General features: G+C 37.0%; 27 protein-coding genes. 19 read left to right on the plus strand and 8 right to left on the minus strand.

Annotation, left to right across the window (positions count from 1 at the left end):
- Window positions 1-47: 47 nt before the first annotated feature.
- From uxuA to ACERJO_RS09515, 9 genes are all read left to right on the plus strand, one after another.
- On the plus strand, window positions 48-1115 hold the full coding sequence (gene uxuA, locus ACERJO_RS09475) for a mannonate dehydratase (RefSeq protein WP_373647328.1): 1068 nt from the start codon (window positions 48-50) through the stop codon (window positions 1113-1115).
- A 5-nt stretch (window positions 1116-1120) separates the two neighbouring features.
- Window positions 1121-1969: an SDR family oxidoreductase gene (locus ACERJO_RS09480; protein ID WP_247106738.1), complete on the plus strand. Its 849-nt coding sequence runs from the start codon at window positions 1121-1123 to the stop codon at window positions 1967-1969.
- Window positions 1970-1988: 19 nt separating this feature from the next.
- Window positions 1989-2609, plus strand: a complete 621-nt coding sequence (locus tag ACERJO_RS09485; RefSeq protein WP_247106737.1) for a bifunctional 2-keto-4-hydroxyglutarate aldolase/2-keto-3-deoxy-6-phosphogluconate aldolase — start codon at window positions 1989-1991, stop codon at window positions 2607-2609.
- Window positions 2610-2625: 16 nt separating this feature from the next.
- Entirely contained in the window at window positions 2626-3639 is a 1014-nt protein-coding gene (locus ACERJO_RS09490; protein WP_373647329.1) for a PfkB family carbohydrate kinase, read from the plus strand.
- Between the two features lie 87 nt (window positions 3640-3726).
- Window positions 3727-4515, plus strand: coding sequence for an SDR family oxidoreductase (locus ACERJO_RS09495; RefSeq protein WP_247106735.1), 789 nt, complete (start codon window positions 3727-3729; stop codon window positions 4513-4515).
- Between the two features lie 152 nt (window positions 4516-4667).
- A complete protein-coding gene (locus tag ACERJO_RS09500) occupies window positions 4668-5558 on the plus strand; it encodes a PhzF family phenazine biosynthesis protein (protein WP_373647330.1) in 891 nt (296 codons plus the stop codon).
- 92 nt (window positions 5559-5650) lie between these two features.
- Window positions 5651-5869: a response regulator gene (locus ACERJO_RS09505; protein WP_373647331.1), complete on the plus strand. Its 219-nt coding sequence runs from the start codon at window positions 5651-5653 to the stop codon at window positions 5867-5869.
- 144 nt (window positions 5870-6013) lie between these two features.
- The gene (locus tag ACERJO_RS09510) at window positions 6014-6853 is read left to right on the plus strand and encodes an aldo/keto reductase (protein WP_247106732.1); all 840 of its coding nucleotides are present in this window, start codon (window positions 6014-6016) and stop codon (window positions 6851-6853) included.
- Window positions 6854-6964: 111 nt separating this feature from the next.
- Window positions 6965-8098, plus strand: a complete 1134-nt coding sequence (locus ACERJO_RS09515) for an NAD(P)/FAD-dependent oxidoreductase (RefSeq protein ID WP_247106731.1) — start codon at window positions 6965-6967, stop codon at window positions 8096-8098.
- A 130-nt stretch (window positions 8099-8228) separates the two neighbouring features.
- On the opposite strand, the gene ACERJO_RS09520 is transcribed toward ACERJO_RS09515, so the two are convergent.
- Window positions 8229-8474, minus strand: a complete 246-nt coding sequence (locus ACERJO_RS09520) for an HPr family phosphocarrier protein (protein ID WP_247106730.1) — start codon at window positions 8472-8474, stop codon at window positions 8229-8231.
- Between the two features lie 387 nt (window positions 8475-8861).
- On the opposite strand from ACERJO_RS09520, the gene ACERJO_RS09525 reads away from it, so the two are divergent.
- Window positions 8862-10229: an MATE family efflux transporter gene (locus ACERJO_RS09525; protein WP_247106729.1), complete on the plus strand. Its 1368-nt coding sequence runs from the start codon at window positions 8862-8864 to the stop codon at window positions 10227-10229.
- A gap of 479 nt (window positions 10230-10708) precedes the next feature.
- Here ACERJO_RS09525 and ACERJO_RS09530 read toward each other — a convergent pair whose 3' ends face one another.
- Together ACERJO_RS09530 and ACERJO_RS09535 are read right to left on the minus strand one after the other, a co-directional pair.
- Window positions 10709-11284 carry a TetR/AcrR family transcriptional regulator gene (locus ACERJO_RS09530; protein ID WP_373647332.1) on the minus strand — a complete coding sequence of 192 codons (576 nt, stop codon included), beginning with the start codon at window positions 11282-11284 and terminating at the stop codon, window positions 10709-10711.
- 225 nt (window positions 11285-11509) lie between these two features.
- Window positions 11510-12466, minus strand: coding sequence for a CAP domain-containing protein (locus tag ACERJO_RS09535; RefSeq protein ID WP_373647333.1), 957 nt, complete (start codon window positions 12464-12466; stop codon window positions 11510-11512).
- Window positions 12467-12673: 207 nt separating this feature from the next.
- Here ACERJO_RS09535 and ACERJO_RS09540 point away from each other — a divergent pair, with 207 nt between their 5' ends.
- Both ACERJO_RS09540 and ACERJO_RS09545 read left to right on the plus strand, forming a co-directional pair.
- On the plus strand, window positions 12674-14116 hold the full coding sequence (locus tag ACERJO_RS09540; RefSeq protein ID WP_373647334.1) for an MDR family MFS transporter: 1443 nt from the start codon (window positions 12674-12676) through the stop codon (window positions 14114-14116).
- Window positions 14117-14143: 27 nt separating this feature from the next.
- Window positions 14144-14803 (plus strand): ThuA domain-containing protein, encoded by a 660-nt coding sequence (locus ACERJO_RS09545; protein WP_247106725.1) that lies wholly within the window; start codon window positions 14144-14146, stop codon window positions 14801-14803.
- Window positions 14804-14937: 134 nt separating this feature from the next.
- On the opposite strand, the gene ACERJO_RS09550 is transcribed toward ACERJO_RS09545, so the two are convergent.
- Window positions 14938-15792: a Cof-type HAD-IIB family hydrolase gene (locus tag ACERJO_RS09550; protein WP_247106724.1), complete on the minus strand. Its 855-nt coding sequence runs from the start codon at window positions 15790-15792 to the stop codon at window positions 14938-14940.
- Window positions 15793-16044: 252 nt separating this feature from the next.
- Here ACERJO_RS09550 and ACERJO_RS09555 point away from each other — a divergent pair, with 252 nt between their 5' ends.
- Window positions 16045-16410 carry an IDEAL domain-containing protein gene (locus ACERJO_RS09555; protein WP_373647335.1) on the plus strand — a complete coding sequence of 122 codons (366 nt, stop codon included), beginning with the start codon at window positions 16045-16047 and terminating at the stop codon, window positions 16408-16410.
- 201 nt (window positions 16411-16611) lie between these two features.
- Here ACERJO_RS09555 and ACERJO_RS09560 read toward each other — a convergent pair whose 3' ends face one another.
- Window positions 16612-17058 carry a cupredoxin domain-containing protein gene (locus ACERJO_RS09560; protein WP_373647336.1) on the minus strand — a complete coding sequence of 149 codons (447 nt, stop codon included), beginning with the start codon at window positions 17056-17058 and terminating at the stop codon, window positions 16612-16614.
- 154 nt (window positions 17059-17212) lie between these two features.
- On the opposite strand from ACERJO_RS09560, the gene ACERJO_RS09565 reads away from it, so the two are divergent.
- Entirely contained in the window at window positions 17213-18211 is a 999-nt protein-coding gene (locus tag ACERJO_RS09565; RefSeq protein ID WP_247106721.1) for a methyl-accepting chemotaxis protein, read from the plus strand.
- A gap of 157 nt (window positions 18212-18368) precedes the next feature.
- Window positions 18369-19541, plus strand: a complete 1173-nt coding sequence (locus ACERJO_RS09570) for a TraB/GumN family protein (RefSeq protein ID WP_373647337.1) — start codon at window positions 18369-18371, stop codon at window positions 19539-19541.
- Window positions 19542-19753: 212 nt separating this feature from the next.
- Here ACERJO_RS09570 and ACERJO_RS09575 read toward each other — a convergent pair whose 3' ends face one another.
- Window positions 19754-20998 carry an MFS transporter gene (locus ACERJO_RS09575; protein ID WP_373647338.1) on the minus strand — a complete coding sequence of 415 codons (1245 nt, stop codon included), beginning with the start codon at window positions 20996-20998 and terminating at the stop codon, window positions 19754-19756.
- A gap of 27 nt (window positions 20999-21025) precedes the next feature.
- Entirely contained in the window at window positions 21026-21427 is a 402-nt protein-coding gene (locus ACERJO_RS09580) for a DUF4395 domain-containing protein (RefSeq protein ID WP_247106718.1), read from the minus strand.
- A 250-nt stretch (window positions 21428-21677) separates the two neighbouring features.
- On the opposite strand from ACERJO_RS09580, the gene ACERJO_RS09585 reads away from it, so the two are divergent.
- Window positions 21678-21812 carry a hypothetical protein gene (locus ACERJO_RS09585; RefSeq protein WP_260505923.1) on the plus strand — a complete coding sequence of 45 codons (135 nt, stop codon included), beginning with the start codon at window positions 21678-21680 and terminating at the stop codon, window positions 21810-21812.
- A 239-nt stretch (window positions 21813-22051) separates the two neighbouring features.
- Here the strand turns inward: ACERJO_RS09585 and ACERJO_RS09590 are convergent, their stop codons facing one another.
- The gene (locus ACERJO_RS09590; protein ID WP_247106717.1) at window positions 22052-22477 is read right to left on the minus strand and encodes a CBS domain-containing protein; all 426 of its coding nucleotides are present in this window, start codon (window positions 22475-22477) and stop codon (window positions 22052-22054) included.
- A gap of 137 nt (window positions 22478-22614) precedes the next feature.
- Here ACERJO_RS09590 and ACERJO_RS09595 point away from each other — a divergent pair, with 137 nt between their 5' ends.
- From ACERJO_RS09595 to ACERJO_RS09605, 3 genes are all read left to right on the plus strand, one after another.
- The gene (locus ACERJO_RS09595) at window positions 22615-22920 is read left to right on the plus strand and encodes a hypothetical protein (protein ID WP_373647339.1); all 306 of its coding nucleotides are present in this window, start codon (window positions 22615-22617) and stop codon (window positions 22918-22920) included.
- Between the two features lie 210 nt (window positions 22921-23130).
- A complete protein-coding gene (locus tag ACERJO_RS09600) occupies window positions 23131-23661 on the plus strand; it encodes an RNA polymerase sigma factor (protein WP_373647340.1) in 531 nt (176 codons plus the stop codon).
- Entirely contained in the window at window positions 23658-24533 is an 876-nt protein-coding gene (locus ACERJO_RS09605) for a hypothetical protein (protein WP_247106714.1), read from the plus strand. Before ACERJO_RS09600 ends, ACERJO_RS09605 begins: the two co-directional genes overlap by 4 nt.
- The last annotated feature ends 78 nt before the right edge of the window (window positions 24534-24611 follow it).

Below are 24611 nucleotides of genomic sequence, written 5' to 3' on the forward strand. Positions count from 1 at the left end.
TTGAAAACGTTGTTAAAATATTTATCGGTTGAAGGAGATGATGTGTGATGAGGATGGTATTTCGCTGGTTTGGTGAAGGGAATGATTTCATTCCGTTAGAACATATTAAGCAAGTTCCGGGAGTGGAGGGGCTCGTTTGGGCATTACATGATATTCCAGCTGGGGAAGCTTGGCCACTTGAAAGAATAAAGGAAGTGAAGCGACAAGCCAATCAATACGGATTCCATATTGATGTTGTTGAAAGTGTAAATATCCATGAAGATATTAAATTAGGCTTACCATCAAGAGATCAATATATTGAAAATTATATACAAACGATTGAACGATTAGCAGAGGTAGGAGTAAAAGTGATTTGCTACAACTTCATGCCAGTATTTGATTGGACTAGAACCGATTTATTCAAGGAGATGTCAGATGGTTCAACGGCTCTCTTTTTTGAAAACGCTAAAATTACTAATACTGATCCGATGGAACTTGTAAAGGAAATCGCTGAAAATTCGCATTTGACGATGCCAGGCTGGGAACCAGAACGCCTAAAGCACTTAACGAATTTGTTCAGACAATATGAAGGTGTAACAGAAGAAGATCTATGGAAGCATCTACACTATTTTCTTGAAAAAATTATTCCAGTAGCACGTAAACATGACATTAAGATGGCCATTCACCCTGATGATCCACCGTTTTCCGTTTTTGGACTACCAAGAATTATGACAAGTAAAAAAAATATTGAACGCTTCTTAAAGCTAGTCGATGATCAATACAATGGATTGACGTTATGTAGTGGGTCTTTGGGAGCTAATCTTGAGAATAATGTAGCTGATATGGTCCGTTCATTTGCAGATCGTATCCATTTTGCACATATCCGTAACGTGAAAACCTTTGAAAATGGTGATTTTATTGAAACATCCCATCGGTCAGAAGATGGAACCGTTCATATTCTCGATATTATGAAAGCATATTATGATATTGATTTTACAGGGTATGCAAGGCCTGATCATGGTCGACATATTTGGGATGAAAAGTGTCGTCCAGGATATGGCTTATATGACCGTGCGTTAGGAATTATGTATTTATGGGGCATATGGGATGCATTAAATAAAGAAAAGGAGGCTTAATGTTCATGTTGGCTTACAATGAAAATTTAAAAGGAAAAGTAGCGGTCATTACAGGTGGGAGTGGAGTTCTTTGCGGGGCAATGGCTAGAGAGTTAGGTCGACAAGGGGTTAAAGTAGCGATTCTAAATAGAACCGCAGAAAAAGGAAAACGAGTAGAAGAAGATATCGTTCGTGAAGGTGGGACGGCACTAGCGATTGCATGTGATGTGTTGAGTATGGATAGTGTTCAAAAAGCAGAAGAGATGATATCTAGTCAATTAGGTGTTTGTGACATCTTAATCAACGGTGCAGGTGGTAATCATCCAGAGGGTACAACGACAAATGAAACGTTAAAGCGAGAAGATTTGAATAATCATGAGCTAAAAACGTTTTTTGATATGACGACTGAGGGATTTCAATTTGTTTTTAATTTAAATTTAATTGGAACGATTATTCCGACGCAAGTATTTGCCCAAAAAATGATGAATCAACCTGGCGCGACGATCATCAATATGTCATCAATGAGCGCACCTTCGCCTATGACAAAAGTGCCAGCCTATAGTGCTGCTAAAGCAGGTATCGAAAACTTTACCCAATGGCTAGCCGTTCACATGGCCGATGTAGGGATTAGAGTGAATGCAATCGCTCCGGGATTCTTTTTAACGGAGCAAAATCGGAAGCTATTAACGAATGAAGATGGCTCATTAACACCTCGTTCTGATAAGATTATCAGTCATACTCCGATGCGTCGCTTTGGTAAGCCTGAAGATTTGTTAGGAACGTTACTCTGGCTAGCTGATGAAAATATGTCAGGGTTCGTAACGGGTATTACAGTACCCGTAGATGGAGGATTTTTAGCCTATTCAGGTGTATAACGAGAGGAGAATAGAGAAAATGAAAAAATATGAAGTGTTAAAAGCAATTGAGCAAGCAGGAATTGTTGCAGTTGTAAGAGGTGATTCAGCAGAGGAAGCAGAACGGATATCTAGAGCATGTGTCAAAGGTGGAGTGAACATCATTGAACTGACGTATACAACGCCAAATGCCTCCAATGTGATTGAATCTTTATCAGGTACAGAAGGTTGTTTAGCTGGTGCGGGAACCGTGCTAGATGCAACAACTGCTCGTTTGGCCATTTTAGCAGGAGCAACGTTCATAGTCTCACCGGCATTTGATGAAGAGACTGCGAAGCTATGCAATTTGTATAAAGTTCCGTACATGCCTGGATGTATGACGATTACAGAAATCACACATGCGTTACAGGCTGGCGTTGATGTCATTAAGCTCTTTCCTGGACGAATGGCAGCACCAGCAATTGTGAAAGATATTAAGGCACCGTTACCACATGTTGATATCATGCCAACAGGCGGCGTAAGTTTAGAGAATGTTCAAGATTGGATTCAAGCAGGAGTGTGTGCGGTTGGAGTTGGTGGCCAATTAACGAAGGGAAGTTCTAATGACATTATTGAAACGGCTCAACAATTTGTCAATAAAATAAAAGAAATACGTTCTTGATGAAGGAGGAAGCTAAATGAAAAAGGTAGTTACTTTAGGAGAAATTTTGTTGAGGTTATCTCCTCCGGGGCATGATCGTATTTCAGGAAGTCAGTCGTTCGATGCGATTTACGGTGGAAGTGAAGGGAATGTTGCGGTCGCATTACAATCATTTGGTTTGCAAACATCGCTCGTATCGAAAATACCAGCACATGCAATTGGTGACGCGGCGATTCAATCATTTAACGCCTATGGAGTCGATACGTCTCACATTATTCGTGGTGGAGAACGACTTGGAACGTATTTCCTTGAAAATGGTTACTCCATTCGTTCGAGTAAAGTTGTTTATGATCGTAAGCACTCTGCTATTTCAGAGGCTCAGATTGAAGAATTTGATTTGGATGCTGTTTTTGATGGGGCTGAGCTTTTTCATGTATCAGGTATAACATTAGGTATTAGTGAACAAGCTTTTCGACTATCACAAGCATTTATGGAAGAAGCAGCTCGCCGTAAGATCCCTGTAAGCTTTGATTTTAATTATCGAGCTAAATTATGGTCAACCAATGAAGCGAAAAGTAAATTTCTACAAGTTCTCCCATACGTAGATGTAGCATTCGCAGGATTTCTCGATTTTACTACATTCCTAGGGTTAGATCACGCGTTAGTAGAAGTTGCAGAAATAGAAGACTATCAAAAGATCTATAAGACTATTAATGAAACATTTGGTTTTCAATATATTGTTTCATCATTTCGAGATGTCATATCAGCCTCAAAAAATGACTATCAAGGACTTGTGTATAATGGCACATCGGAAGAAGTAAGCCTTTCTAAGAAATATAGTATCGACATTATTGATCGTGTTGGTGCGGGTGATGCCTTCACAGCTGGCTTCTTATATTCTTACTTGCTCAATAAGGATGATTTATACAAAGTAGAATTTTCTACTGCTGCTGCTGCGATTAAGCATACGATATTCGGTGATTCGTTGAAAGTGAACGTAGAAGAAGTAGAGAGCGTCTTTCAATCTGGAGCTTTTCACGTCCAACGCTAATGGTCAGTTAAGCCACACTCCTGTGTTTGTTAAAGGTAAAATCCGGGTAGGATAAAGTTAATCACGTTCTCAATTAGGAGGTTAACGATGTCTACTGAAGGAAATACAGGTAAAGTAGCTATAATAACTGGAGGTTCTTCAGGAATTGGCCGCGCTAGTGCAATTGCATTAGCAAGACAAGGGTTGAAAGTAGCGCTTGTGGATATTAAGGAAGAGAAGGCGTTAGAAGTGAAACAGGAAATTGAGCATGTAGGTGGTAGCGCTTTAGTACTTGATACGGATGTTTCTGATGAGCAGCGAATGAAAGAGAGCTATCAAGCAGTCATTGATCAATGGGAAAGGTTAGATGTTGTTTATGCGAATGCTGGTATAAATGGTAAAGTCGAGCCAATTGAAGATTTAAGCGCGAATGATTGGGATAGGACGCTAGCGACTAACCTAAGAAGTACATTTCTTGCAACCAAATACGCCATTCCTCATATGAAGAAGGATGGTGGCAGCATTATTATCACGAGCTCTATTAATGGTACGAGAAAATATCGAGGTTTTGGTATGTCAGCATATAGTGCTTCGAAAGCAGGTCAGGTTGCATTTGGTAAAATGGCAGCCTTAGAATTAGCACGTTATAAAATTAGAGTAAATATCGTTTGTCCTGGAGCAATAAAGACAAACATTGGTGAAAACACGTTTAAAGAGGACGATGAACTAGATAAAATTCGTATTCCGATTGAATACCCTGAAGGCTCACAGCCGTTAGAACATAAGCCAGGTTCGCCCGATCAAGTAGCAGATCTAGTCTCTTTCTTAGCTTCAGAGCAATCTAATCATATAACAGGAAGTGTTATTCACATCGATGGTGCGGAGTCTTTACTCTAACTCTGCTAATTTCGCTGAAGCCTATCAATATACAATGGGAAAAGCCCTAAAAGAATGAATTTCTTTTTAGGGCTTTTCCATTAGAGAAACTATTTCTATTGCTTCATATAATGATTCAGACAATAATGAATAGAAAAAGGGGGAGATGAACAATGAGGAATTATCATATATTTCATATTGATACATTTACAGACCAAGCTTTTAGTGGTAATCCGGCCGGTGTCGTTCCGAATGCTGAAGGGTTAACGAGTAGCGAAATGCAACAGATTGCTAATGAAATGAACCTTTCAGAAACGGCATTTCTTTTTTCCAGTAAACTTGATCAGTCGGATTATCAGATCAAATTTTTCACCCCTTTTTGCGAAGTTGATTTTTGTGGACATGCAACGTTAGCAGCAGCTTGGGTTATAGCTCAGAAGTTCGATTTAAAGTCAAGTTCAGCTGTTGTGACGTTTGCAACAAATGTTGGAAGTGTTCCGGTGGAAATTAAACAAAAAGAAGATCATTTATTGATGATCATGACACAAGTGGAGCCAAAAGTTAAACAAGTGGATATAGAAAATGATCATTTAGCGAGTATGCTGGGTGTTACTGTTACGGATTTCGATTTACAATTACCAATAAAATTAGCTTATACGGGAAATTGGCACTTAGTTGTTCCGATGAAGAACCAAGCTTCTATTGATCAAGCATCGCCTTTATTCGAAGATTTAAAAATGTGGAACAAGGATTTTGGAATTGTCACAAATCATTTATTCACACGGCATATAAATGACCATAATGTCGATATTTACACACGTGATTTTGCTCCAGCTGTTGGTGTAAATGAAGATCCAGTTACAGGTTCGGCTAATGGTGCTTTAATCGGTTATTTATATATGGAAGGTCAATTAAGAGAATCTAAACAATATCGCATAATACAAGGGAATTCGATGAATCGACCGGGTACTGTATTGGCAACAATAACAAAACGAGCAGGCCATATACAGGTAAAGGTTGGAGGTTCTGCTGTTACGACGATTAAGGGCATGATAACTTTATAGAACAGCGATCAGAAGTCTATATGAGGCTTATTTTTAAATCTTTTGAATCACTTTGTGTGGCCTGTCATGATTGAATAAGGGACGTATTTTATTTGTCGAGGATGAAAAAATATCTCAAAGTACTTCAGCTTGAACTAGAGCATGAGAGGTATGAAACAACTATTTTTATGGACGTAATAATGGCTTTGAGTCGAGTTGAGGAACAGTCAGGGCCTCTGATTTTATTAGACGTTATGCTGCCTCCATTAAGTGGGATGGAAGTGTCGCGAACAATACTAGCATTAACTGCAGAGATACAGGAGACATATTAAGTGTAGAGCGGGATGATTAATTCTTAGAAGTCATTCATTGATTTTAAAGGTGTTCTTAATCATATTTGTTGAGTTTTTTATTGAAATTATGTTTAGATAATATATGAAAGGTTCATTTATAATTTTGTTTAAGGAGGAACGATTATGCCAAAAAGCTTGCAGGATACAACGACGTTACATAACGGTGTCAAAATGCCTTGGTTTGGTTTGGGTGTATTTAAAGTCGAAGAGGGTACAGAAGTTGTAGAAGTAGTAAAAGCGGCTATTCAACACGGTTATCGTAGTATAGATACAGCTGCCGTATATAAAAACGAAGAAGGCGTAGGCCGAGGTATTGAAGATTCAGGCATACCACGAGATGAGTTATTTGTTACTTCTAAAGTGTGGAATTCAAATCAAGGATACGAAGAGACTTTACATGCTTTTGATGAAACACTAAATAAATTAAAATTAGATTATTTAGATTTGTATTTAATTCATTGGCCAGGAAAAGATAAATACAAAGAAACATGGAAGGCGTTAGAAAAGCTTTACAAAGCTGGACGCATTCGGGCAATTGGCGTTAGTAATTTTCAAGTCCATCATTTAAAGGATTTAATAAGTGACGCGGAAATTAAGCCGATGGTTAATCAAGTAGAATATCATCCTCATTTAGCTCAACTTGAGTTAAGAGAATATTGTGAACAAGAGAATATTCAACTTGAGGCGTGGTCTCCATTGAAGCAAGGACAATTGTTAGCGGACCCTACCTTGAACGAGATTGCGAATAAATATAATAAAACCGTGGCGCAGGTGATTTTAAGATGGGATTTACAAAATGGTGTTGTAACCATTCCTAAATCAGTTAAGGAATCACGTATTATAGCAAATGCTGCCATTTTTGATTTTGAACTTTCTGCAAATGATATGAAGATCATTAACGACTTAAATAAGGATGAACGAATTGGTCCAAATCCAGATGAATTTATGGTAGGATTTGAATAAGTTTAATTGAGAAAAGAGTGTAACATGAGCTATTGTTGTTACACTCTTTTCTCATTCTAAATGGCTCGTGAAATGGTTGTCTAATGTCCGAAAAAGGAAAAAGGTGAGAAGATGAAGGTTGGTGTTATTGGTACAGGTATTTTAGGCGCTTCGACTGCGTATCATTTAGCTAAATCTGGTGTTGATGTCATTATGGTTGACCGAGACGATATCGGTAAGGCAACGGATGCAGGAGCTGGTATTATTTGTCCATGGCTATCGCAAAGACGTAATCAAAGATGGTACGAGCTCGTACGACGAGGAGCACGTTTTTACCGCACATTAATTCCAGAATTACAGCAATTAGGTGTGTTAAATACAGGTTATGAGCAAGTTGGGGCAATAAGTGTTCATACCGACTTAAATAAATTAGAGAAAATGAGAGAGCGTGTTCTTCTAAAAAAAGCGGACGCTCCAGAAATTGGTAATATTCAGATGCTTCATTCAAACGAATTGAAGAGATTATTTCCTTTCTTAAATGATTCCTATAATGGATTATTTATTAGTGGAGCAGCGCGTGTAAATGGAAAAGAAGTATGTCAGGCACTTGTTAATGGAGCCATTCAATATGGCGCTCAATTTATTGAGGGTGATGGTTCTATTTTAACTAAAGATAATGTTGTGACAGGTGTAAAGGTGAATGATGAAGTGACGTACTGTGATAAAGTAATTGTTACAGCAGGGGCATGGGCGAGAGAGCTGTTAAAGCCGTTAGGTCTGTCATTTCAAGTGAAACCGCAACGTGCTCAAATTGTTCATTTGAAGTTTTCTCATACAGAAGTAGACCAGTGGCCTGTTATTATCACACCAACAAGTAAATACATACTAGGCTTTCAAGATGGACGCGTCGTTGTCGGCAGCACATATGAAGATAGCAACAATTACGAACCGATCATATCCACGAAAGGGCAGAATGAACTTTTGAACGTCTTAGAGGAAGTGACTCCACAGTTGCTTGATAGTCATTTGTTAGAAACTAAAATTGGTTTTCGCCCAGTCGTTCCAGATTTTTTGCCAGTGTTTGGTGACGTTAAGCAATTTCGAGGTCTCTATGCGGGAAATGGTTTAGGTGCGACTGGGTTGACGGCAGGTCCATTTTTAGGTTCTGAGCTAGCCCAATACGTTCAAGAGAAGGAAACGACGGTGGATGTAGAGCAATATTATTTAAGTGAGACTGTCATTGACGAGACTAATGGCTCAATATGAAAAGAAGAAGATTCCTATGAAAAATCATAAAAAAGGGTGCAAATTACCTTTTTAAAACTGAAAATCATCATAGGAATCTTTGTTACATAGACTTACAGAAAAAATATTTGAAGTCACACGTAGTATTAAATTATTTCTTTTCGAATAAGCCAGTATTTAATAAAGCTGTAAAAGCTTCCTCGTTATCACCTTCGCGGATTTCGATATCAACCTCTTGATCAGGCTGTAACGATACAGCTAAAAGTCCTAACAAGCTTTTTGCATCAATTACCCAATGGTCCTTTTTAATTAAGATCGTTTCAGGAAATGCACTTGCAGTGTTCACTAATGTTGTGGCAGTTTCAGCAAAAATTGGTTTTAATACTTTCACACGCATGTTTGTCACTCTCCTTTTTATTTTCTCTTATTATACTATAGGTTAAGCGTTATTCGTTTGGACCTTTTCAATAATAAAAAAAATTTGTATCGTTTAACCCTTAACAACTTAATTAAAACGAATCATGTAAACGTTGTCAATAGAGTCATAGAAATTCTTCTTTAAATGAAAATAATTTATTTTCATACAAATTAATAAGGTGTTAAAACAGACGAGTATACGAATGGCCACTCGTTTATTTTTATCTCTATTACAATTGTACTAAAGTATAATAAAAAGTTTTGTTGTAATAAATAAAAAATTCAGTCTTTGGGCAAAAGACTAGACATAGCTCGTCTAAAAGTAGACAATATCCTAATGAACATTCAACAGTTTGGAGGTTAAGCTATGTATCATGCCAAGAATTGGAAAGAGAAATGCTCGTTATTATTACAAATTCTTTGGCCAATTATGGTCACACAAGTAAGCTTATATGCCATGAATTTAGTAGATACAATGATGTCTGGGCGTGTTGGCACTGACGATTTAGCAGGTGTCGCAATCGGTTCTAGCTTATGGTTGCCAGTCTTTTCGGGTATTAACGGGATATTACTTGCCGTGACACCAATTATTGCTTATTTAATAGGAAAGGGAAAACGAGATGAAATTGCTGGTTCTGTTACACAATCATTATATGTGTCAGGACTATTAGCTATATTGATTATCGTATTGGGAGCTCTATTTTTAAAACCGATACTAGCGATTATGAACTTAGAGCCAGATGTTTATTATATTGCCTATCATTATTTAATCGGATTATCGATTGGTATTTTACCGTTATTTGCTTCAAGTGTTTTACGCTATTTCTTTGACGCACAAGGATTTACGAGGCTTACAATGTTCATTACAGTACTAGCTGTTCCATTTAATGTCCTTTTAAATTATGGATTTATATTTGGAAAGTTTGGACTACCAGCATTAGGAGGGATTGGAGCTGGTTATGCAACGGCTGTTACGTATTGGATTATTTTGCTATTTAGCATTTGGACAACTTTTAAAGTAGATGCCTTACGTCATTATCGTTTGTTTGTTCAATGGGCTAAACCATCGCTACTAGCTTGGAAGGAACAATTAGCTATTGGAGTTCCTATTGGCTTGTCTATTTTTTTTGAGGCAAGTATCTTTGCTGTCGTAACACTTCTAATGGGAATAATGTTTTCAACCGTCACCGTTGCAGCTCATCAAATTGCTTTAAGCTTTACTTCGCTTATTTTTATGATTCCTTTAAGCATTTCGATGGCGCTAACAATCGTAGTTGGTTTCTCAGTTGGTGGAGGACAAATAAGAAATGCCAAACAATATGGCTACCTCGGCGTATGGGGAGGAATGCTTATCTTAGCATTTGGTGCTATTTTCCTTTATTTATTCAGGGAGCCAATTTCCTATTTATACACATCTGATTATAATGTTGTGAAAATAGCGGGACAATTCTTTATTATCGCTATTTTTTATCAGCTATCCGACGCTGCACAATCTGGTCTACAAGGTGTATTAAGAGGTTATAAAGATGTAAAAGTACCTTTTATTACGGCCTTTATTTCGTATTGGTTGATTGGTATGCCAGTAGGGTACATATTAGCTGCGAATACTAATTTAGGTCCATTCGGCTTTTGGATTGGAATTACAATAGGCTTAACCTGTGCAGCAGTCGGATTTCTCATTCGTTTATGGATTGTACAAAAAAGAGTCGAATCACTACTCGTACAGACAAATTAGGATCAAGGTGAATGTTAAGCTTTTTATACAAAGTGCTATTTGTTTTTGAATCCGCATTTCGGGCAAGAGTTAATCCAAGACTCGAATTCATATTGACAGTTTGTACATTGAATAGTGTTTGTCGGAATAAGCTCTTTGAGTAGTGAAGAATGCTGCCTGTTTAGACTTATTATCTGCTCTTGCTTATCAATAATTGTGCCGAAAGAAAAAAGAATAGATGATAGCAAAATAGACATAAATGTGTATGTGAGAAAGCCTAAAAAAGTACCCGAGAAAAAACCAATAATGAGACCTATTAATATATTTAGCACTCCTAGACCAAAAAGAAAAAGAGTCATTTTGTTCATCTCCTAAACTATCTGTGAAAGTAGTTGTCATTCTATCATATAATTAGGAATATGATTTCTGGTATTTATGATTGTTTGTACAAAAAGAAGCATTTCTATATATGGAAGGACGTCTTATTAAGATGCTTACCATTAATTATTAAACAAATGAAAAAGCTGTTTTGAAACAATTGAAAAAGGTTCTGTCGATTGATTCGCAATTGATAGTGTAACAGCACCTTCCATTAAGACAATGGTTGTAACACTTTTCTCAGCAGCAACCTTTTTGGATAGCCCACACTTGATAAATTTCTGTTCAAGAATGGATTGCCACTCATAATAAGTGTCACGACAAACGGATCTTAATTCTTGACTCATCGATGCGGTCTCTAATGTCAGTAATCCAATTGGGGCTGGACCACCTTCCTTTATATAATCGATATCAAGCTCTTTTTCAAAATGGCGAAATAGAGCTTGGATGGCTTCAACCGGACTTTGATAGGGCTCTATCGTTTTCTTTAAATGCTCAGAAGAAGATTTTCTTGTCATAAGGACGGCTTCAATTGCAAGCTCTTCTTTTCCATTTGGAAAGAAATGATAGAGCGAACCTTTGGGCTTTTTACTTTCTTTTATGATCTGATTCATACCCGTAGCATGATAGCCTTGGTGCCTGAATAGCCTTGATGCTGTTTTAAGAAAAATATCTTTTGTGTCTTTTTTTGGTTCCATCTTTATTTCCCCCTTGATCGTTAATCTCTTATTTAAGTTATAAGATTCAAATCGAATTCTGTCAATTGTTATCGAAACTCAGAGAGGTGAAAAGCGGAATCGCAGCAATTTTTCATTAACCATAAAAAGCCTATCGACAGTTTCGCTTTTACGAGACTTTGTCGACAGGCTGAGAGGCTGGGACATAAAAATATAAAAAACTTATATCCCAGCCTCTTTCTGTTTTTATCGGCTAATAAACATTTGTGTCCAATAGTTTCCTTGTTCAATGTATCCAACGCCTATATGAGTAAAATCATTGCTTAAAATATTGGCACGATGACCTTCGCTGTTCATCCATGCTTGAACAACTTCCTGAGCAGAACGTTGGCCTTGAGCAATATTTTCTCCTGCTGAATTATAGGAAACGCCATAATCACGCATCATGTCAAATGGAGATCCGTATGTTGGACTTGTGTGCGAGAAGTAATTATTTTGTTGCATATCTCTTGATTTTTCCCTTGCAACATGACTCAATGATGAATCAGCTTGTAGTTCTGGGAGTCCATTATTACGCCTTTCTTGATTCGTTAAATCAATAACTTGTTGCTCGACCTCGCTAATTCCTTCTGTTTGTTGTTCGGTATCCTCTTGCTCTGGCTGCTCAGTTTCTTGATCTGGTTGTTGTTCAGTTGTTTCATCGGGCGCCTCAGGTCGTTGCTGATCAGGACCTTGTTGCGGTCTTTCGGGTTGAGTAGGCTGTTGATCAGGGCCTTGTTGTGGTCTCTCGGGTTGAGTAGGCTGTTGGACATGACCATGTCCTCCCCCTTGTTGGATTCGTTCCATTATCTGTTCAGGAGATAGCTGTGTTGCTCCTTCTGGAATAAATCGTTCTAAGTCTTCAACGGTAATATGACGAATGTTTTGGGGGAGCTGTTGTAAGACATCTGTTGGCAGCACCTTTTCGATTTCAGCGCGAGTAATTTCTTGGGAATTTTGAACCGTATAATCATATTTTGCGTGCTGTAATTGAATTGGTTTTGTATGAGGGAACTCTTCACTTGACTCCGTTGTATAATCGCTTGAGAGTTGACCAATCGTCCCTCTATTTTGCATGTTGCCATTACGTGCTTCATCAGCCTGGTTACAAGCAGTGAATAATAACAATGTCAATACAATCGTTATCCATTTCATTTTTTTCATAGCTGTGTGTACTCCTTTATGAATAGTGTTATTTCTATTTGTAGTATTATGAAATTTGTTAAAAAAAATGGTGGTAATTATTTGAAATATTTACTGGTGTAAAAAAACCAACATTTTAAGCGTTATATTAGAAATAAGTTTGAGATTCGTGTACGCTATTGAAGTTGAACTTATATATTGATTGAATGGAATAGGAGAGGGGAAGCTATGAGCATACCAGCATATAACAGAAAAACAATTGTCGCTTTATTATTAGCAGGGTCATTTATTGCAATTTTAAATCAAACGTTAATGATAACGGCAATTCCACCTATCATGACTGAAATGGGTGTGACAGAAAACAGTGCTCAATGGTTGACGACTGTTTTTATGCTTGTTAATGGTATTATGATTCCAATAAGTGCTTTTTTAATTGAACGATTTACGACTAGACAGCTTTTCATAAGTGCGATGAGTATCTTTGCATTTGGGACTCTTTTTGCAGGTGTTGCACCGAACTTTGAGATGCTATTAGTGGGGAGGATGATCCAGTCGGCGGGAGCTGGAATCATGTTACCTTTAATGACAACCGTTTTTCTGCTCATTTTTCCCGTTCGCAAGCGGGGAGCAATAATGGGCTTAATTGGCTTAGTAATTTCATTTGCCCCTGCTATTGGGCCTGCTCTTTCGGGGTGGGTGACGAGTCATTATTCATGGCGTGTATTATTTTATATCATATTGCCTATCGCTATTATTGACATTTTTATTGCAGTGTTTGCATTAAAAAATGTAACTGAACAAAAAAAATCGAAAGTAGACATACTTTCCATCATTTTCTCGTCGTTTGGCTTTGGTGGATTATTATATGGATTTACGAGTGCAGGTAATAATGGTTGGCTCGATCCCATGACCATTATCATCCTAATTATCGGTCTTATTTCCATTATATTATTTGTAACAAGACAGCTGAAACTAACATATCCAATGTTAGAGTTTCGTGTTTTTACATTTAAGATTTTTCCTTACGCCGTTCTTATTGGTATGGTTGGTTTTATGGGGTTAATTGGTACAGAAACATTAATACCTTTGTATATGCAAAATATGAGAGATTTTACTGCCTTTGAATCAGGACTGGCTCTCTTACCAGGAGCGCTCATAATGGGGATGATGTCACCAATTACAGGGAGAATATTTGATAAATACGGAGCGAAATGGTTAGTATATATCGGCCTTACGATATTAACAGTATCGACATTTGCCTTTGCAATTTTAGGTCCTGAAACGTCGTTTACTTATTTGACTGTTATGTTCGCTATTCGAATGTTTGGTCTGTCTATGGTGATGATGCCTGTAGCAACTGCTGCATTAAATCAAATTCCTAAGCGGTTAATACCACACGGGGCTGCGATGGATAACACGATGAAAATGATCGCCTCTTCTGTAGGTACGGCATTGTTAGTATCAGTCATGACAACAACAAAGGAAAGTGTATCAAGTAATGCAGGAATTTCAAATCCAGATATCTTTGGTGCAAATGTTTCCTTTTTGCTCTTAGCTATTTTAACATTATTCACATTTATTCTGGCATTTTTCATTAAATATGATAAGCCTGCTCATATTAATGATGAGGATGCATTAAATGAAAAAGCTAGTGAGGAGTCTTACAAATAAAGATCGAACATTCAATGAGGTGATAGAATGTCTAAGAAAATCTTTGCATATTTAGGTGATTATTATCATGAATTGGACCTAATGAAAGAATCGTTGTCATTAGTTATGAAGCAATTGAAGGTAGAGACGGATGTTACATTTGTTATCCGATCTGTTGACACATTAATAGAAGATCTCAAAATGGAGCCAGATGTTGTCATTCTTTCAAAGGAAAATCGTTTAAACCCTGAAGATGGTAAAGTGATTTATTGGATGGATGATGAGGTGGCCAAGAGTATTGCATCATATGCTGAGGGGGGCGGAAGTTGGTTTGCATGGCATTCGGGATTAGCTTCATATGATAACATTGACACCTATATAAAAATGCTACGTGGGTATTTTACATACCATCCACCACAAGCAAATGTGACGTATGAGCCGGTTAGTCATCATCCTTTTACAAAAGGTTTGGCGAGCTATGAAGTTTGGGATGAACATTATTTCGTATCATTTGTAGAGAATGATACGACTGTTTTCCTTCGTAGTGTTTCTGACGATGGTGAAGCAGTAGCCGGTTGGCATCATCGATATGGGAAAGGACGTGTTGCTTGTTTCACACCTTCTCATTGTCGTGAAGCTTTGTTACATCCTTACATGCAACAAATGATGAAGAACATTATCGTTTGGTGTTTAGGTGAAAACGGTTGATAGGGTAGAAGGACACTGAAATTAATTGTTTTCATGCCCCTGAAAAAATAAAACAAACTTTTTCAGGGGCATTTTCATAAAGACTCAATCCCGCATAATACTACGCAAATAAGAAAAGGCCGATACGCGTTTTTTTATGAGAGCATTTCCTCAATCGCATGTGCGACGCCATTTTCAATATTTGTCTTTGTTACATAGTTACTAATTTCTTTAATTCCATCCTCGGCGTTCCCCATAGCAACACCCCATCCAGCCATTGAAATCATTGATTCATCGTTAAAGTTATCTCCAATCGCCATCACATCACTCATGTTCATTCCTTTTTGATTGGCATAATAGGACAATGCAATTCCTTTTTGAGCTTTCGGATGATTAAACTCTAAATTAGAGAAACCTGAGGAGGTAATCGTTAGTTGATCATGGTCTTTCAATTGATTACGAACAGCTTCTAGCTCATGATCAAATATAGAGAATGCTAAAATTTTGTACGGAATAATTTCAGTGTTATTAAATAATTTTTCAAAGTTTTGGATCACTTCAATTTCTTCATCTTGAAAACGTTGCTTAGCTAATGTTTCCACATCTTCACGCTTTAATTCAGGGTTTGCAGATAGCGTAATATCAACCATAACCTGGACAAATTTATCACGGCTATCGGAATATCCACCTTTGTTTGTAAATACTTCAAAATACATTCCTTCTTCATGGCAAGCTTTTTGAATTTGAAAGCAGGAAGATCGTTCTAATGGAGCATTGTAAATTAACTCTTGCTCTAAAGTATAAATTTGAGCCCCATTTAAACAAATAATTGGACAATTTAATTCGGCTTGTTGTAGAGGTTTATAAGCGGCACTAAAAGAACGCCCTGTTGCAACAACGACTTCAATCCCTGATTTTTGGGCTTTTCGAATTGCAGCGGCATTTTCCTCGCTAATCATATGCTTCTCGTTTAATAAAGTACCGTCTAAATCAGTTGCAATGATTTTCATTTTCGTAGACTCCTAACTGTCTTTATATATATTGTAATCAATCCTTTTTACATCATAACGATAAAATATAGAAATTTCACGCTGCATGCACTTATTTTTATTTCAAAAAATCTGTTAGCGTTTACAATTATGATCGAAAAGGTACTATCTTCTTTTACTTATTGGGTGAATGCACAAGAAATAGAATTTGTTTATGAATATAATGCCGTATAGACATTCATGGACATTTATTTCGGAAGGCTGGTGAGATTAATGAGCAAAAGGTATTATAAGCGTCCTCAAATCGGCGATTGGGTACGAGGCAAAACAATGATTGGTGAATTAGTTCATGGATATGTCGAGCATGAAGAGGTGTATCAGACATTCATAAAAGTGCGGGTATTAATATCTGACAACAAGAAGTTAATAGGGAAAATTGTGCGTATTGATGAAAAAGAGTTGCAAATTTACTCAATGACGGACCGTTGGACAAAAGATGAGATGACAAATTTAATTGATTTAGCATTAAGCACTCGAGATCGAGAGTGGTTTGACAAACTTTCATCAAAAGTGAAAAAAGGAGAATTTTTGGATGTAATAAAAAATCAAGAGACTTTTTCTAGGTTTGCGAAGAAGTAATAATAAGATAGGAGTATAGAAATTGGCAATTGAAAGAAGGATGCTTATATATTGTTGTTACGTCCAATTAAAAGTATTCTTATTAATTGGACGTAACGACATTGAGAAGAGTTACATATCGATCAAAATAGAATATTTCCATGTATAATTAAGGAAACGGTTATGTTTGATACGTGTAAGGAAAGATCTTTCATTTATTAATCAATCGACTATTAAGTAGGCAATCATTGGACCATGATGATCAATCGTTGAATGTGCTGTGCAAATTAAACGATAAATACCTTCTTCTTCAAAGTGCAATTGTAGGATGGTCTCTTCTCCTTTTCTTATCGTACCTGAAACATTCGTTCCTTCAATTTGGAAAGGGTGCTCTTTCCCGTTTACACCGTAAATTCGAAGAGTAATATCTTTTCCTTTTGGGATATAAACGGTTCCGGGATCCCACCGATATGACTCAATTTCTCTACCATCCTCTGTGGTCGTTTTGAATTCAGTTGTAACCATATGAAGCTCAAATTCATCACCAATCGGTTTAACTGTTGTGATCGCACCTAAGCTTGTTTGAAAATAAAAGTAAGCTCCAACGAGTGTACACAGGAAAACAATGGCGATATACAACCAACTTTTTTTGATTAATACTAACGTCAATTTATTCCTCCTCCTTTCTTCATCTATTTCATCTATATGCATGTCCGCTATAAATACTTGTCTAAAATGATAAAATTCCCATCAGAAAAATGATATAATTTGACAGGGTCGCATAAAGAGAACAACGACAATTCGAACATAAGGGGAAGAGACGATGAAGGAGCTAGTAGAAAAGCAGTTAAATGTGTCGGTATTGATGAATGAACTAAAGAAAGATAATCAGGAAATGGAACATGTTATGAGAGATATCCAAGACATTTCGATGAAATCGAACATACTTGCATTAAATTCAGGGATTGAAGCTGCTCGAGCTGGTGAAGCAGGACGAGGATTTTCAGTTGTAGCTACTGAGATCAAGAAATTTGCTGAGCATAGTTTGAAGGCTAGTCAAAAAAGCGAAGAGCTCATTCAGAGAATTCAGCAAAAGGCGAACGAAATTATTGCGATTCGAACGGTAGATATTGCTTTTGATACAATTGATAAAATTGATAGAAATTTATTTGAACGGAATTGTGATGTTCAAGCATGGGCAAGCTTTAATGTCGTAAAAAATTGCTTACTTAATCCATCAAAAGAAGGTAAACAGCTTGCTGAAGGGTTATTGCAAAAAATCCATCAGATTTATGAAGTGTATTACGATTTACTTGTACTCGATTTAGAAGGCAATATTGTTGCAACAGCTCAAAACAATCATCAAATAGGTAAAAATATGGCTGATCGTGAATGGTTCCAACAAACTGTAAAAACCAAAGATGTGTTTGTAACAGATATGTACTATTCGTCTGTAGTCGATGGCTATACGATGAATTACTCGAGTCCTGTATTAGATGATGAAGGAGAAGTGATTGGTGTTTTCACGACACGCTTTAATTGGGAATATATTTACGATATTATTGATTCAGTCAAAATTGATGAAAATAGTAAATTATACGTAATTAATTCAAAAGGTGAAGTCATAGCATCAAAGAATCGAACGGATGTATTCCAAGCTAATTTAGGCGAAATTAAAGCGGTACAAAAGGTCCTTTCACGTACTGAGAAACAAGGGTTTACAGTTGAAGGCACAAACATATATGCATATAGCTTAACAAAGGGCTACAATGCTTATAAAGGAAAAGGCTGGGCTGTAATCGTTGAAGAATCAATCGTGTGATGACTAAGAAGAAGTTAACTGAAAAGAGGTTAGCTTCTTTTTATTAGTATAGATCCTTTCTACTCATAAACAGAATTGTTCTATGATATAATGAAGGAGAAAATTGTACATAATCGTTTTGTATCGTATTTGTTAGAATGAGGAGGACATATCGTACATGTCAGAGGAATATATTACGAGGTTAACCGTCAATGGAAAAGAGATTATACTTGTAGGGACTGCACATATATCCAAGAAAAGCGTAGAACAAGTGAAAGAGGTAATAGAGCTTGAGCGACCAGATTCCGTTTGTGTGGAGCTTGATGAACAGCGCTACCACTCAGTTATGAAAGGTAATTCATGGAAGGATATGGATGTATTTAAAGTGATCAAAGAGAAAAAATCAACACTTCTTCTTATGAATTTAATTGTTTCATCCTTTCAGAGAAGAATGGCTAAACAATTTGGGATTAAGCCAGGTCAGGAAATGATTCAAGGTATAGAATCTGCAAAGGAAGTTGATGCCAAGCTTGTCTTAGCCGATCGTAATATACAAATTACGTTCGCTCGTATTTGGCATGGGGTCGGTTTTTGGGGGAGAGCTAAGCTGTTAACTCAATTAGTGTACAGTATTTTTAGTAAAGATGAGATCTCCGAACAAGAGCTTGAAAAGATGAAATCGAAAGACATGTTAAATTCAATGTTAACGGAATTTACCGAAACGTTTCCACGTCTGAAAGTTCCATTAATAGATGAGCGTGATCAGTACTTAGCTCAAAAGATAAAACAAGCTCCGGGTGAAAAGGTTGTGGCTGTATTAGGTGCAGCTCATGTTCCTGGTATAAAAGAAGAAATACGACATGATCATGACATTAAAACGTTAATGAAACGACCTCCTAAATCGATAGCGCCTAAAATTATCGCATGGATGATTCCAATTTTGATTTTAAGTATGATTGGGTATGCCTTTTTCTCTAATCCTGAAATAGGAATGAGCTTAACATGGAGCTGGATCCTGTGGAATGGAACATTTGCTGCAATAGGTGCGGCTATAGCGTTTGGTCATCCTTTATCCATTTTAACGGCTTTTCTAGTTGCACCAATTAGTTCTCTGTATCCATTGCTAGCAGCAGGTTGGTTTTCTGGGTTAGTCGAAGCGATTAAACGAAAGCCTAAAGTATCTGATTTTGAATCCTTGACGGACGATGTTTTTACTGTAAAAGGATTTTGGCGTAATAATGTGACACGCATTCTGTTAATGGTCGTATTAACGAATTTAGGTAGTACGTTAGGAACGATTATAGGTGGGGCTGATGTAGTTCGCTTATTTTTACAAAATATATTTGGATAAGGCTAGGAAGACTACTTTCGTGTGAAATGCACGAAAGTATTTTTTTCCAAGCACGTAGTCTAACTCCACTATCTTTAGTCGTAGATATTTTCTATCCTAGGCTGGTTCAAAGTTGTTTTAATAAAGGAGAAACTGAATATGTAAATTACCACTCCGAAATATACTTCGCCTTCCGTGGGAAGCAAGTGAGCCTCCTCGTGCTCTTGTAGTTGCTACGATTGAATATGTTCATTAATCCATTGATCATTAGGCAAAAAGAAGGAGCAGAAACCGACAATGGGTATAGCAACTGTGATGAAAATGGTATTGTTTAAACCAATGACATCTGCAAGAATCCCGAGCATAACTGAGCCAATAGCGCCCATTCCAAATGCTAATCCGACAATGAGACCGGAGACGAGTCCGATTCGACCAGGAACGAGTTCTTGTGCATAGACGACCGCGACCGAAAAGCTAGATAAAATAATAAAGCCTATAATAGAGATTAAAGGAAAAGCAACTATTGGCGTAACATGTGGCAATAGTAAACTTAACGGTGCTGAGCCTAGCATAGATATCATCAAAATTGTTTTCTTACCAAAACGATCTGCTAGTGGACCACCGGCAAATGTCCCGATTGCTCCGAAAGCCAAAAATAAAAATAAATAGATTTGCGCTTGTTGAATCGATATACCGTACGTTTCAATAGCAAAAAATGCGTAGAAATTAGTAAGACCAGCATGAAAAAGAGAGCGAGCGAATACGAGAAAAATGAGAAGGATCATCGCTAGTGATACGATCTTTCTCGTAGTAATTGGGATATTCTTTTGTGGCAACTTTTTATTTTGACTAAAGCTTTTCACTCTTTTCGTTATTTCAGCAGAATACCATTTGGCGATATAAATGAGTAATGCAATGGCTATCGCTGCAACAAGTGTAAACCAAATAGAGCCAAATTGCCCTAGTGGGACTAACACTAATGCTGTGATTAACGGTGCTAATGCTTGACCGCTATTTCCACCTACTTGGTAAATGGACTGCGCTAGTCCGCGTCTTCCTCCTGCGGCCATGTATGCGACACGTGAACCTTCAGGATGGAAAGTTGCAGAACCAATACCTATAAATATGACAGAAACGATGACAATAGAAAATGATGGAGCAAACGCAAGACCGAATACACCGCATAATGTAAATGTTAACCCGATTGGTAGAGCATAGGGGGATGCTTTACGATCTGTGTAGGTTCCAACAACTGGTTGAATAACAGAAGCCGTTAAATTAAGAGCAAATGCGATCATTCCTAGTTGTGTAAATGTTAGACCCATTGATTGTTGAAGAATAGGGAACATTGCTGGCACTAGTGCTTGAATGGCATCATTAAGCAAATGAACAAACCCAATGATAAATAAGATATGATATAACGTTTTTGATTCGTTCTTTGAACTTGTTTTAGTTTGATTTAAGACTTGTGCTTGCATGTGTGTCCTTCTCCCTAGGATTGATGTTTATTTTCGTTTATGTTTCCACATTAAGAAACGATAACGGATTACACAGCCAATACAAAACCCTCCAAGGGCTAATGCAGAAGCAATAATAACCATAATTGAGAATAGATAACCGAATATAAGTTGGTTACTTAAGAAACTGATAAGAGATAGAGCTATACATATTGTCGCAATCCATTGGTTAAAATATTGCTGATCAGGATCCTCTTGTACATACTTTTCATGAGGATGCTTAAGAAAGCGATAACTGTTTTTTATTATAGGGTTTTGCCTAGAGTAGAGTGTATATAGACCAATGGTTAATGGTACGAGTAATAACCAAATGCTTGTTATTAATGATAACGTTACAGTTAATAAAATAAATATTTGATTCGTCTGAACGAGTGGCTTTGGAATTCCCATTTAAATGCCTCCTTTCCCTTTATTATAACGTGATTATGATAGAAAATCTTGCTTATTAAGAAACTTATATTTTCACATGAATGTTAGATTATTTCTATGTGTTTCACACATAGCTGATGATCTTCTCTGGCCTCTAATACGACTTTAATCTGTTACAATCGTCAGCCATTAAAAATCGGTTAAATGTGAATAAATAGGAATGTTTTTCTATTTATTGCTCATAATAAAAGGCAAAAGGGGGGTGATTAGATTGGCTAAGCGTAACAAAAATAAAAATAATCCAGCTCAACAACAGGAACAACCTAATAATGTTGAGATGGCTCAGGAAACAGAAGCACAAGAATTAAATCGTAAGGAAAAAAAGAATCGTAAAAACAAACAATAACATACTTAAGTAGCATGATGAAGACCAACCTTTTCTTTGCATTAGGTTGGTCTTCACACATGTTTGATGGAAGCCACTGAAAAAGTGAAAATCTCACTTTTTCAGTGGCCTTTAAGTAATGAACGTAGCCGTTGCCCGATTTTGAAAGCCTTGCAATGAGTCGGTTTCTCATAGCAAGGCGCGCAACGAGTGGAGCTATTACTCTTCTTTGAGTTCTCCAGAGTGACATTGCTTTGGAATTATGATCGATGCTCGTGCTCTGAAATGCTCGAAAGGGTTTGTCCAGCTTCATTGACTAACTGATGATCAAGTGCTAAATCACCGATTGAGACCATTCCGACTAGTTGATTATTTTCAACAATAGGTAATCTGCGAATTTGATGCTCACTCATTAAATTAGCTGCCTCGTGGATGTCGGTATTAGGTGAAGCTACAGTGATATTTGTAGTCATACAATCCTTCACTGGAACGTGTGCATCAGCTCCACTTGCAGTAGAACGAAGAGTAATATCACGATCTGTCACAATACCAATTAGCTGATCTGCTTCAACAACAGGGATCGATCCGATGTCATACTGTTTCATTAAATCAGCTGCTTCTTGAATCGTTTGATCTGGATTGATTGTCACAATGTTCGTTGACATGCATTCTGAAATCGTGTTCATTTTATTCCCTCCTTCCATGTCAGTATGTTTCAATTGGTTAACAATATTCCATCCTTTTACAAGTAAAAATATCCAATGAGAAAAGCTTATAAAACGGTAAATATTCACACATAATAAGACGAAGAAAGGGTGAGAACATGAACTATTCAAGTGATTCGAGAGGAACGATTTTTTTCCCAATTGTCGGTCTGTTTAATGCAAATCCTCATGCATTAAAAAATAATCATGATACGTATGATGTGTTTGTAGAAGAGGATTATATTGGAAAAAAGGAGTTATTGACAGAAAATGATACAATTGAGGATGTGTTGAAATTTATCGAAAGTCAAGGCATCTCAGATGTTGAAGCTCATTTGAAAGGCGATCATTATATCATTGAAGCTCATAAAAATGATTTAGAGAGAGTTAAAGCAGTTATTGAGACGTATTTACAAAATCGCTAAAAAATTTGTGGGTGTTTTAAAAGGTTTCGGTCTTTTTAAAACACCCACTTTTAATTTGATATTAAAGCGTATATGTTGTTTAACTATTCTATTTGTCTAGTTATTGAACTATCATATTATTAAATAGATTTTAGCTGTAAGTGTGACTTTTTGTGTTAAAGCTTCGTTATATATGTAGAGTTGCTAATTGAGTAGACGGAGGGAACGACGATGGAGGAGCAGTTGTTGTTAAGGGCAAAAAGAGGGGATGACGATGCATTTAGTCAATTAGTTGAAATGCATGTTAAAACAGTTGAAAAATTTGCCTTTCAAATTGGTGTGTCGCCGACTCATATTGATGATGTGACGCAAGAAGTGTTTTTAAAAGTATATCGTTTTCTCCATAAGCATAATCGTGGGAAATTTACGACATGGCTTTATACAGTGACGATGAATGTTGTTCGAGATTTTTATCGTAAGGAACAGCAAATGAAACGAAAAACGATTGAGTTTCAACGTTTTGCAAAAGAGCAAATGTTTATTGAAGATTATTTTGATGATGAATCGAAAGAGTTACACGGCATGATTCAGCAATTAGATGAGAAATATAGAGTACCGATTATTTTGCATTACTTTCACGGTCAAAATTATCAAGAAATTGCCTCTGTTTTAGAAGTGACTGAAGGGGCGATTAAGACGAGAATGTTAAGAGCAAAGCAAAAGCTAAAGGCGGAATATGAGAAGGTAGGTGAACAACTATGACAGACCAATTAGAAAAGAAACTACATCAGCTAAAGGAACAATATGATGAAATTCCGACACATTCAAACACAAGATCAATCATGGATCATATAAAAAAGGAAGAAAGAAAGTCACGTCGCTTTTATGTTCCTAAGCAAATTCAAGTAGCATCGTTAGTTGTGTTAATGATAGGAATTGGCTATATTTTAGGGATGAACCAATTTGCAGGAGATGAAGAACTAGCTACTACGGAAATGGCTGAAACGTTTTCTAGTGAATCAGATACGGCAATGAGTGGTTCCGATGGTGAAATTCATATGTCAATGGCCGAAGAGGGTTATGATGAGGCAGAAAGCTATTCAGAAAATAATAATGAAGCACGAATGGAGAATGAAGTAGAAGTAACAACATTTCATCTAGAAGGGATAGAGGAGAAGAGAGCTTTCCCAATGAACGATGCTTATTTTTCGACTTCCTATGATGTTAACTTTCATTATAATCAACGAAGCTCCCTAGATATGACGAGACATCAAGTTTATACGGATTTCATCGGTGATAATGAAGAGCCAGTCGTATTTGAACTAAGTTATTTTCATCAACTGCATGAAGTGGAGCACTTAATTGACGACTACCAAAACATTTTAAGGCAAGAAGGGTTTTTACAATTCGAAGAGGGTTCCTATTTTTCAAATCACACCTCTCTAGGTGATCAGGCTGCGATTGTGAGCGAGTTTACGTCAGTATCGAAGGACATTCATACGTCTGTCGCTATAATTGAGCACAATGAGCGATATTTGTTCATACGTACGAGTCAGTTCGATGGTTATGCAGAAGAAAATGAAAGATTAGGGGCTGAAATTAAGTTTATGATTGATCGATTATCGTTACACTAAACAAATAGGCAGCTACCACTTATCTATCGTGGTAGCTGTCTATTACGTATGGTGTGAATTTATATGCATGATTCTGAG

Origin of the sequence: Halalkalibacter sp. AB-rgal2, assembly GCF_041821005.1 — a bacterium.
GTDB lineage: Bacteria > Bacillota > Bacilli > Bacillales > Bacillaceae_D > Halalkalibacter.

Excerpts from the sequence above, each read along its gene's own strand:
- uxuA (WP_373647328.1), top strand. The coding sequence starts at position 48 with ATGAGGATGGTATTTCGCTGGTTTGGTGAAGGGAATGATTTCATTCCG.
- ACERJO_RS09480 (WP_247106738.1), top strand. The coding sequence starts at position 1,121 with ATGTTGGCTTACAATGAAAATTTAAAAGGAAAAGTAGCGGTCATTACA.
- ACERJO_RS09485 (WP_247106737.1), top strand. The coding sequence starts at position 1,989 with ATGAAAAAATATGAAGTGTTAAAAGCAATTGAGCAAGCAGGAATTGTT.
- ACERJO_RS09490 (WP_373647329.1), top strand. The coding sequence starts at position 2,626 with ATGAAAAAGGTAGTTACTTTAGGAGAAATTTTGTTGAGGTTATCTCCT.
- ACERJO_RS09495 (WP_247106735.1), top strand. The coding sequence starts at position 3,727 with ATGTCTACTGAAGGAAATACAGGTAAAGTAGCTATAATAACTGGAGGT.
- ACERJO_RS09500 (WP_373647330.1), top strand. The coding sequence starts at position 4,668 with ATGAGGAATTATCATATATTTCATATTGATACATTTACAGACCAAGCT.
- ACERJO_RS09510 (WP_247106732.1), top strand. The coding sequence starts at position 6,014 with ATGCCAAAAAGCTTGCAGGATACAACGACGTTACATAACGGTGTCAAA.
- ACERJO_RS09515 (WP_247106731.1), top strand. The coding sequence starts at position 6,965 with ATGAAGGTTGGTGTTATTGGTACAGGTATTTTAGGCGCTTCGACTGCG.
- ACERJO_RS09520 (WP_247106730.1), bottom strand. The coding sequence starts at position 8,474 with ATGCGTGTGAAAGTATTAAAACCAATTTTTGCTGAAACTGCCACAACA.
- ACERJO_RS09525 (WP_247106729.1), top strand. The coding sequence starts at position 8,862 with ATGTATCATGCCAAGAATTGGAAAGAGAAATGCTCGTTATTATTACAA.
- ACERJO_RS09530 (WP_373647332.1), bottom strand. The coding sequence starts at position 11,284 with ATGGAACCAAAAAAAGACACAAAAGATATTTTTCTTAAAACAGCATCA.
- ACERJO_RS09535 (WP_373647333.1), bottom strand. The coding sequence starts at position 12,466 with ATGAAAAAAATGAAATGGATAACGATTGTATTGACATTGTTATTATTC.
- ACERJO_RS09540 (WP_373647334.1), top strand. The coding sequence starts at position 12,674 with ATGAGCATACCAGCATATAACAGAAAAACAATTGTCGCTTTATTATTA.
- ACERJO_RS09545 (WP_247106725.1), top strand. The coding sequence starts at position 14,144 with ATGTCTAAGAAAATCTTTGCATATTTAGGTGATTATTATCATGAATTG.
- ACERJO_RS09550 (WP_247106724.1), bottom strand. The coding sequence starts at position 15,792 with ATGAAAATCATTGCAACTGATTTAGACGGTACTTTATTAAACGAGAAG.
- ACERJO_RS09555 (WP_373647335.1), top strand. The coding sequence starts at position 16,045 with ATGAGCAAAAGGTATTATAAGCGTCCTCAAATCGGCGATTGGGTACGA.
- ACERJO_RS09565 (WP_247106721.1), top strand. The coding sequence starts at position 17,213 with ATGAAGGAGCTAGTAGAAAAGCAGTTAAATGTGTCGGTATTGATGAAT.
- ACERJO_RS09570 (WP_373647337.1), top strand. The coding sequence starts at position 18,369 with ATGTCAGAGGAATATATTACGAGGTTAACCGTCAATGGAAAAGAGATT.
- ACERJO_RS09575 (WP_373647338.1), bottom strand. The coding sequence starts at position 20,998 with ATGCAAGCACAAGTCTTAAATCAAACTAAAACAAGTTCAAAGAACGAA.
- ACERJO_RS09580 (WP_247106718.1), bottom strand. The coding sequence starts at position 21,427 with ATGGGAATTCCAAAGCCACTCGTTCAGACGAATCAAATATTTATTTTA.
- ACERJO_RS09590 (WP_247106717.1), bottom strand. The coding sequence starts at position 22,477 with ATGAACACGATTTCAGAATGCATGTCAACGAACATTGTGACAATCAAT.
- ACERJO_RS09595 (WP_373647339.1), top strand. The coding sequence starts at position 22,615 with ATGAACTATTCAAGTGATTCGAGAGGAACGATTTTTTTCCCAATTGTC.
- ACERJO_RS09600 (WP_373647340.1), top strand. The coding sequence starts at position 23,131 with ATGGAGGAGCAGTTGTTGTTAAGGGCAAAAAGAGGGGATGACGATGCA.
- ACERJO_RS09605 (WP_247106714.1), top strand. The coding sequence starts at position 23,658 with ATGACAGACCAATTAGAAAAGAAACTACATCAGCTAAAGGAACAATAT.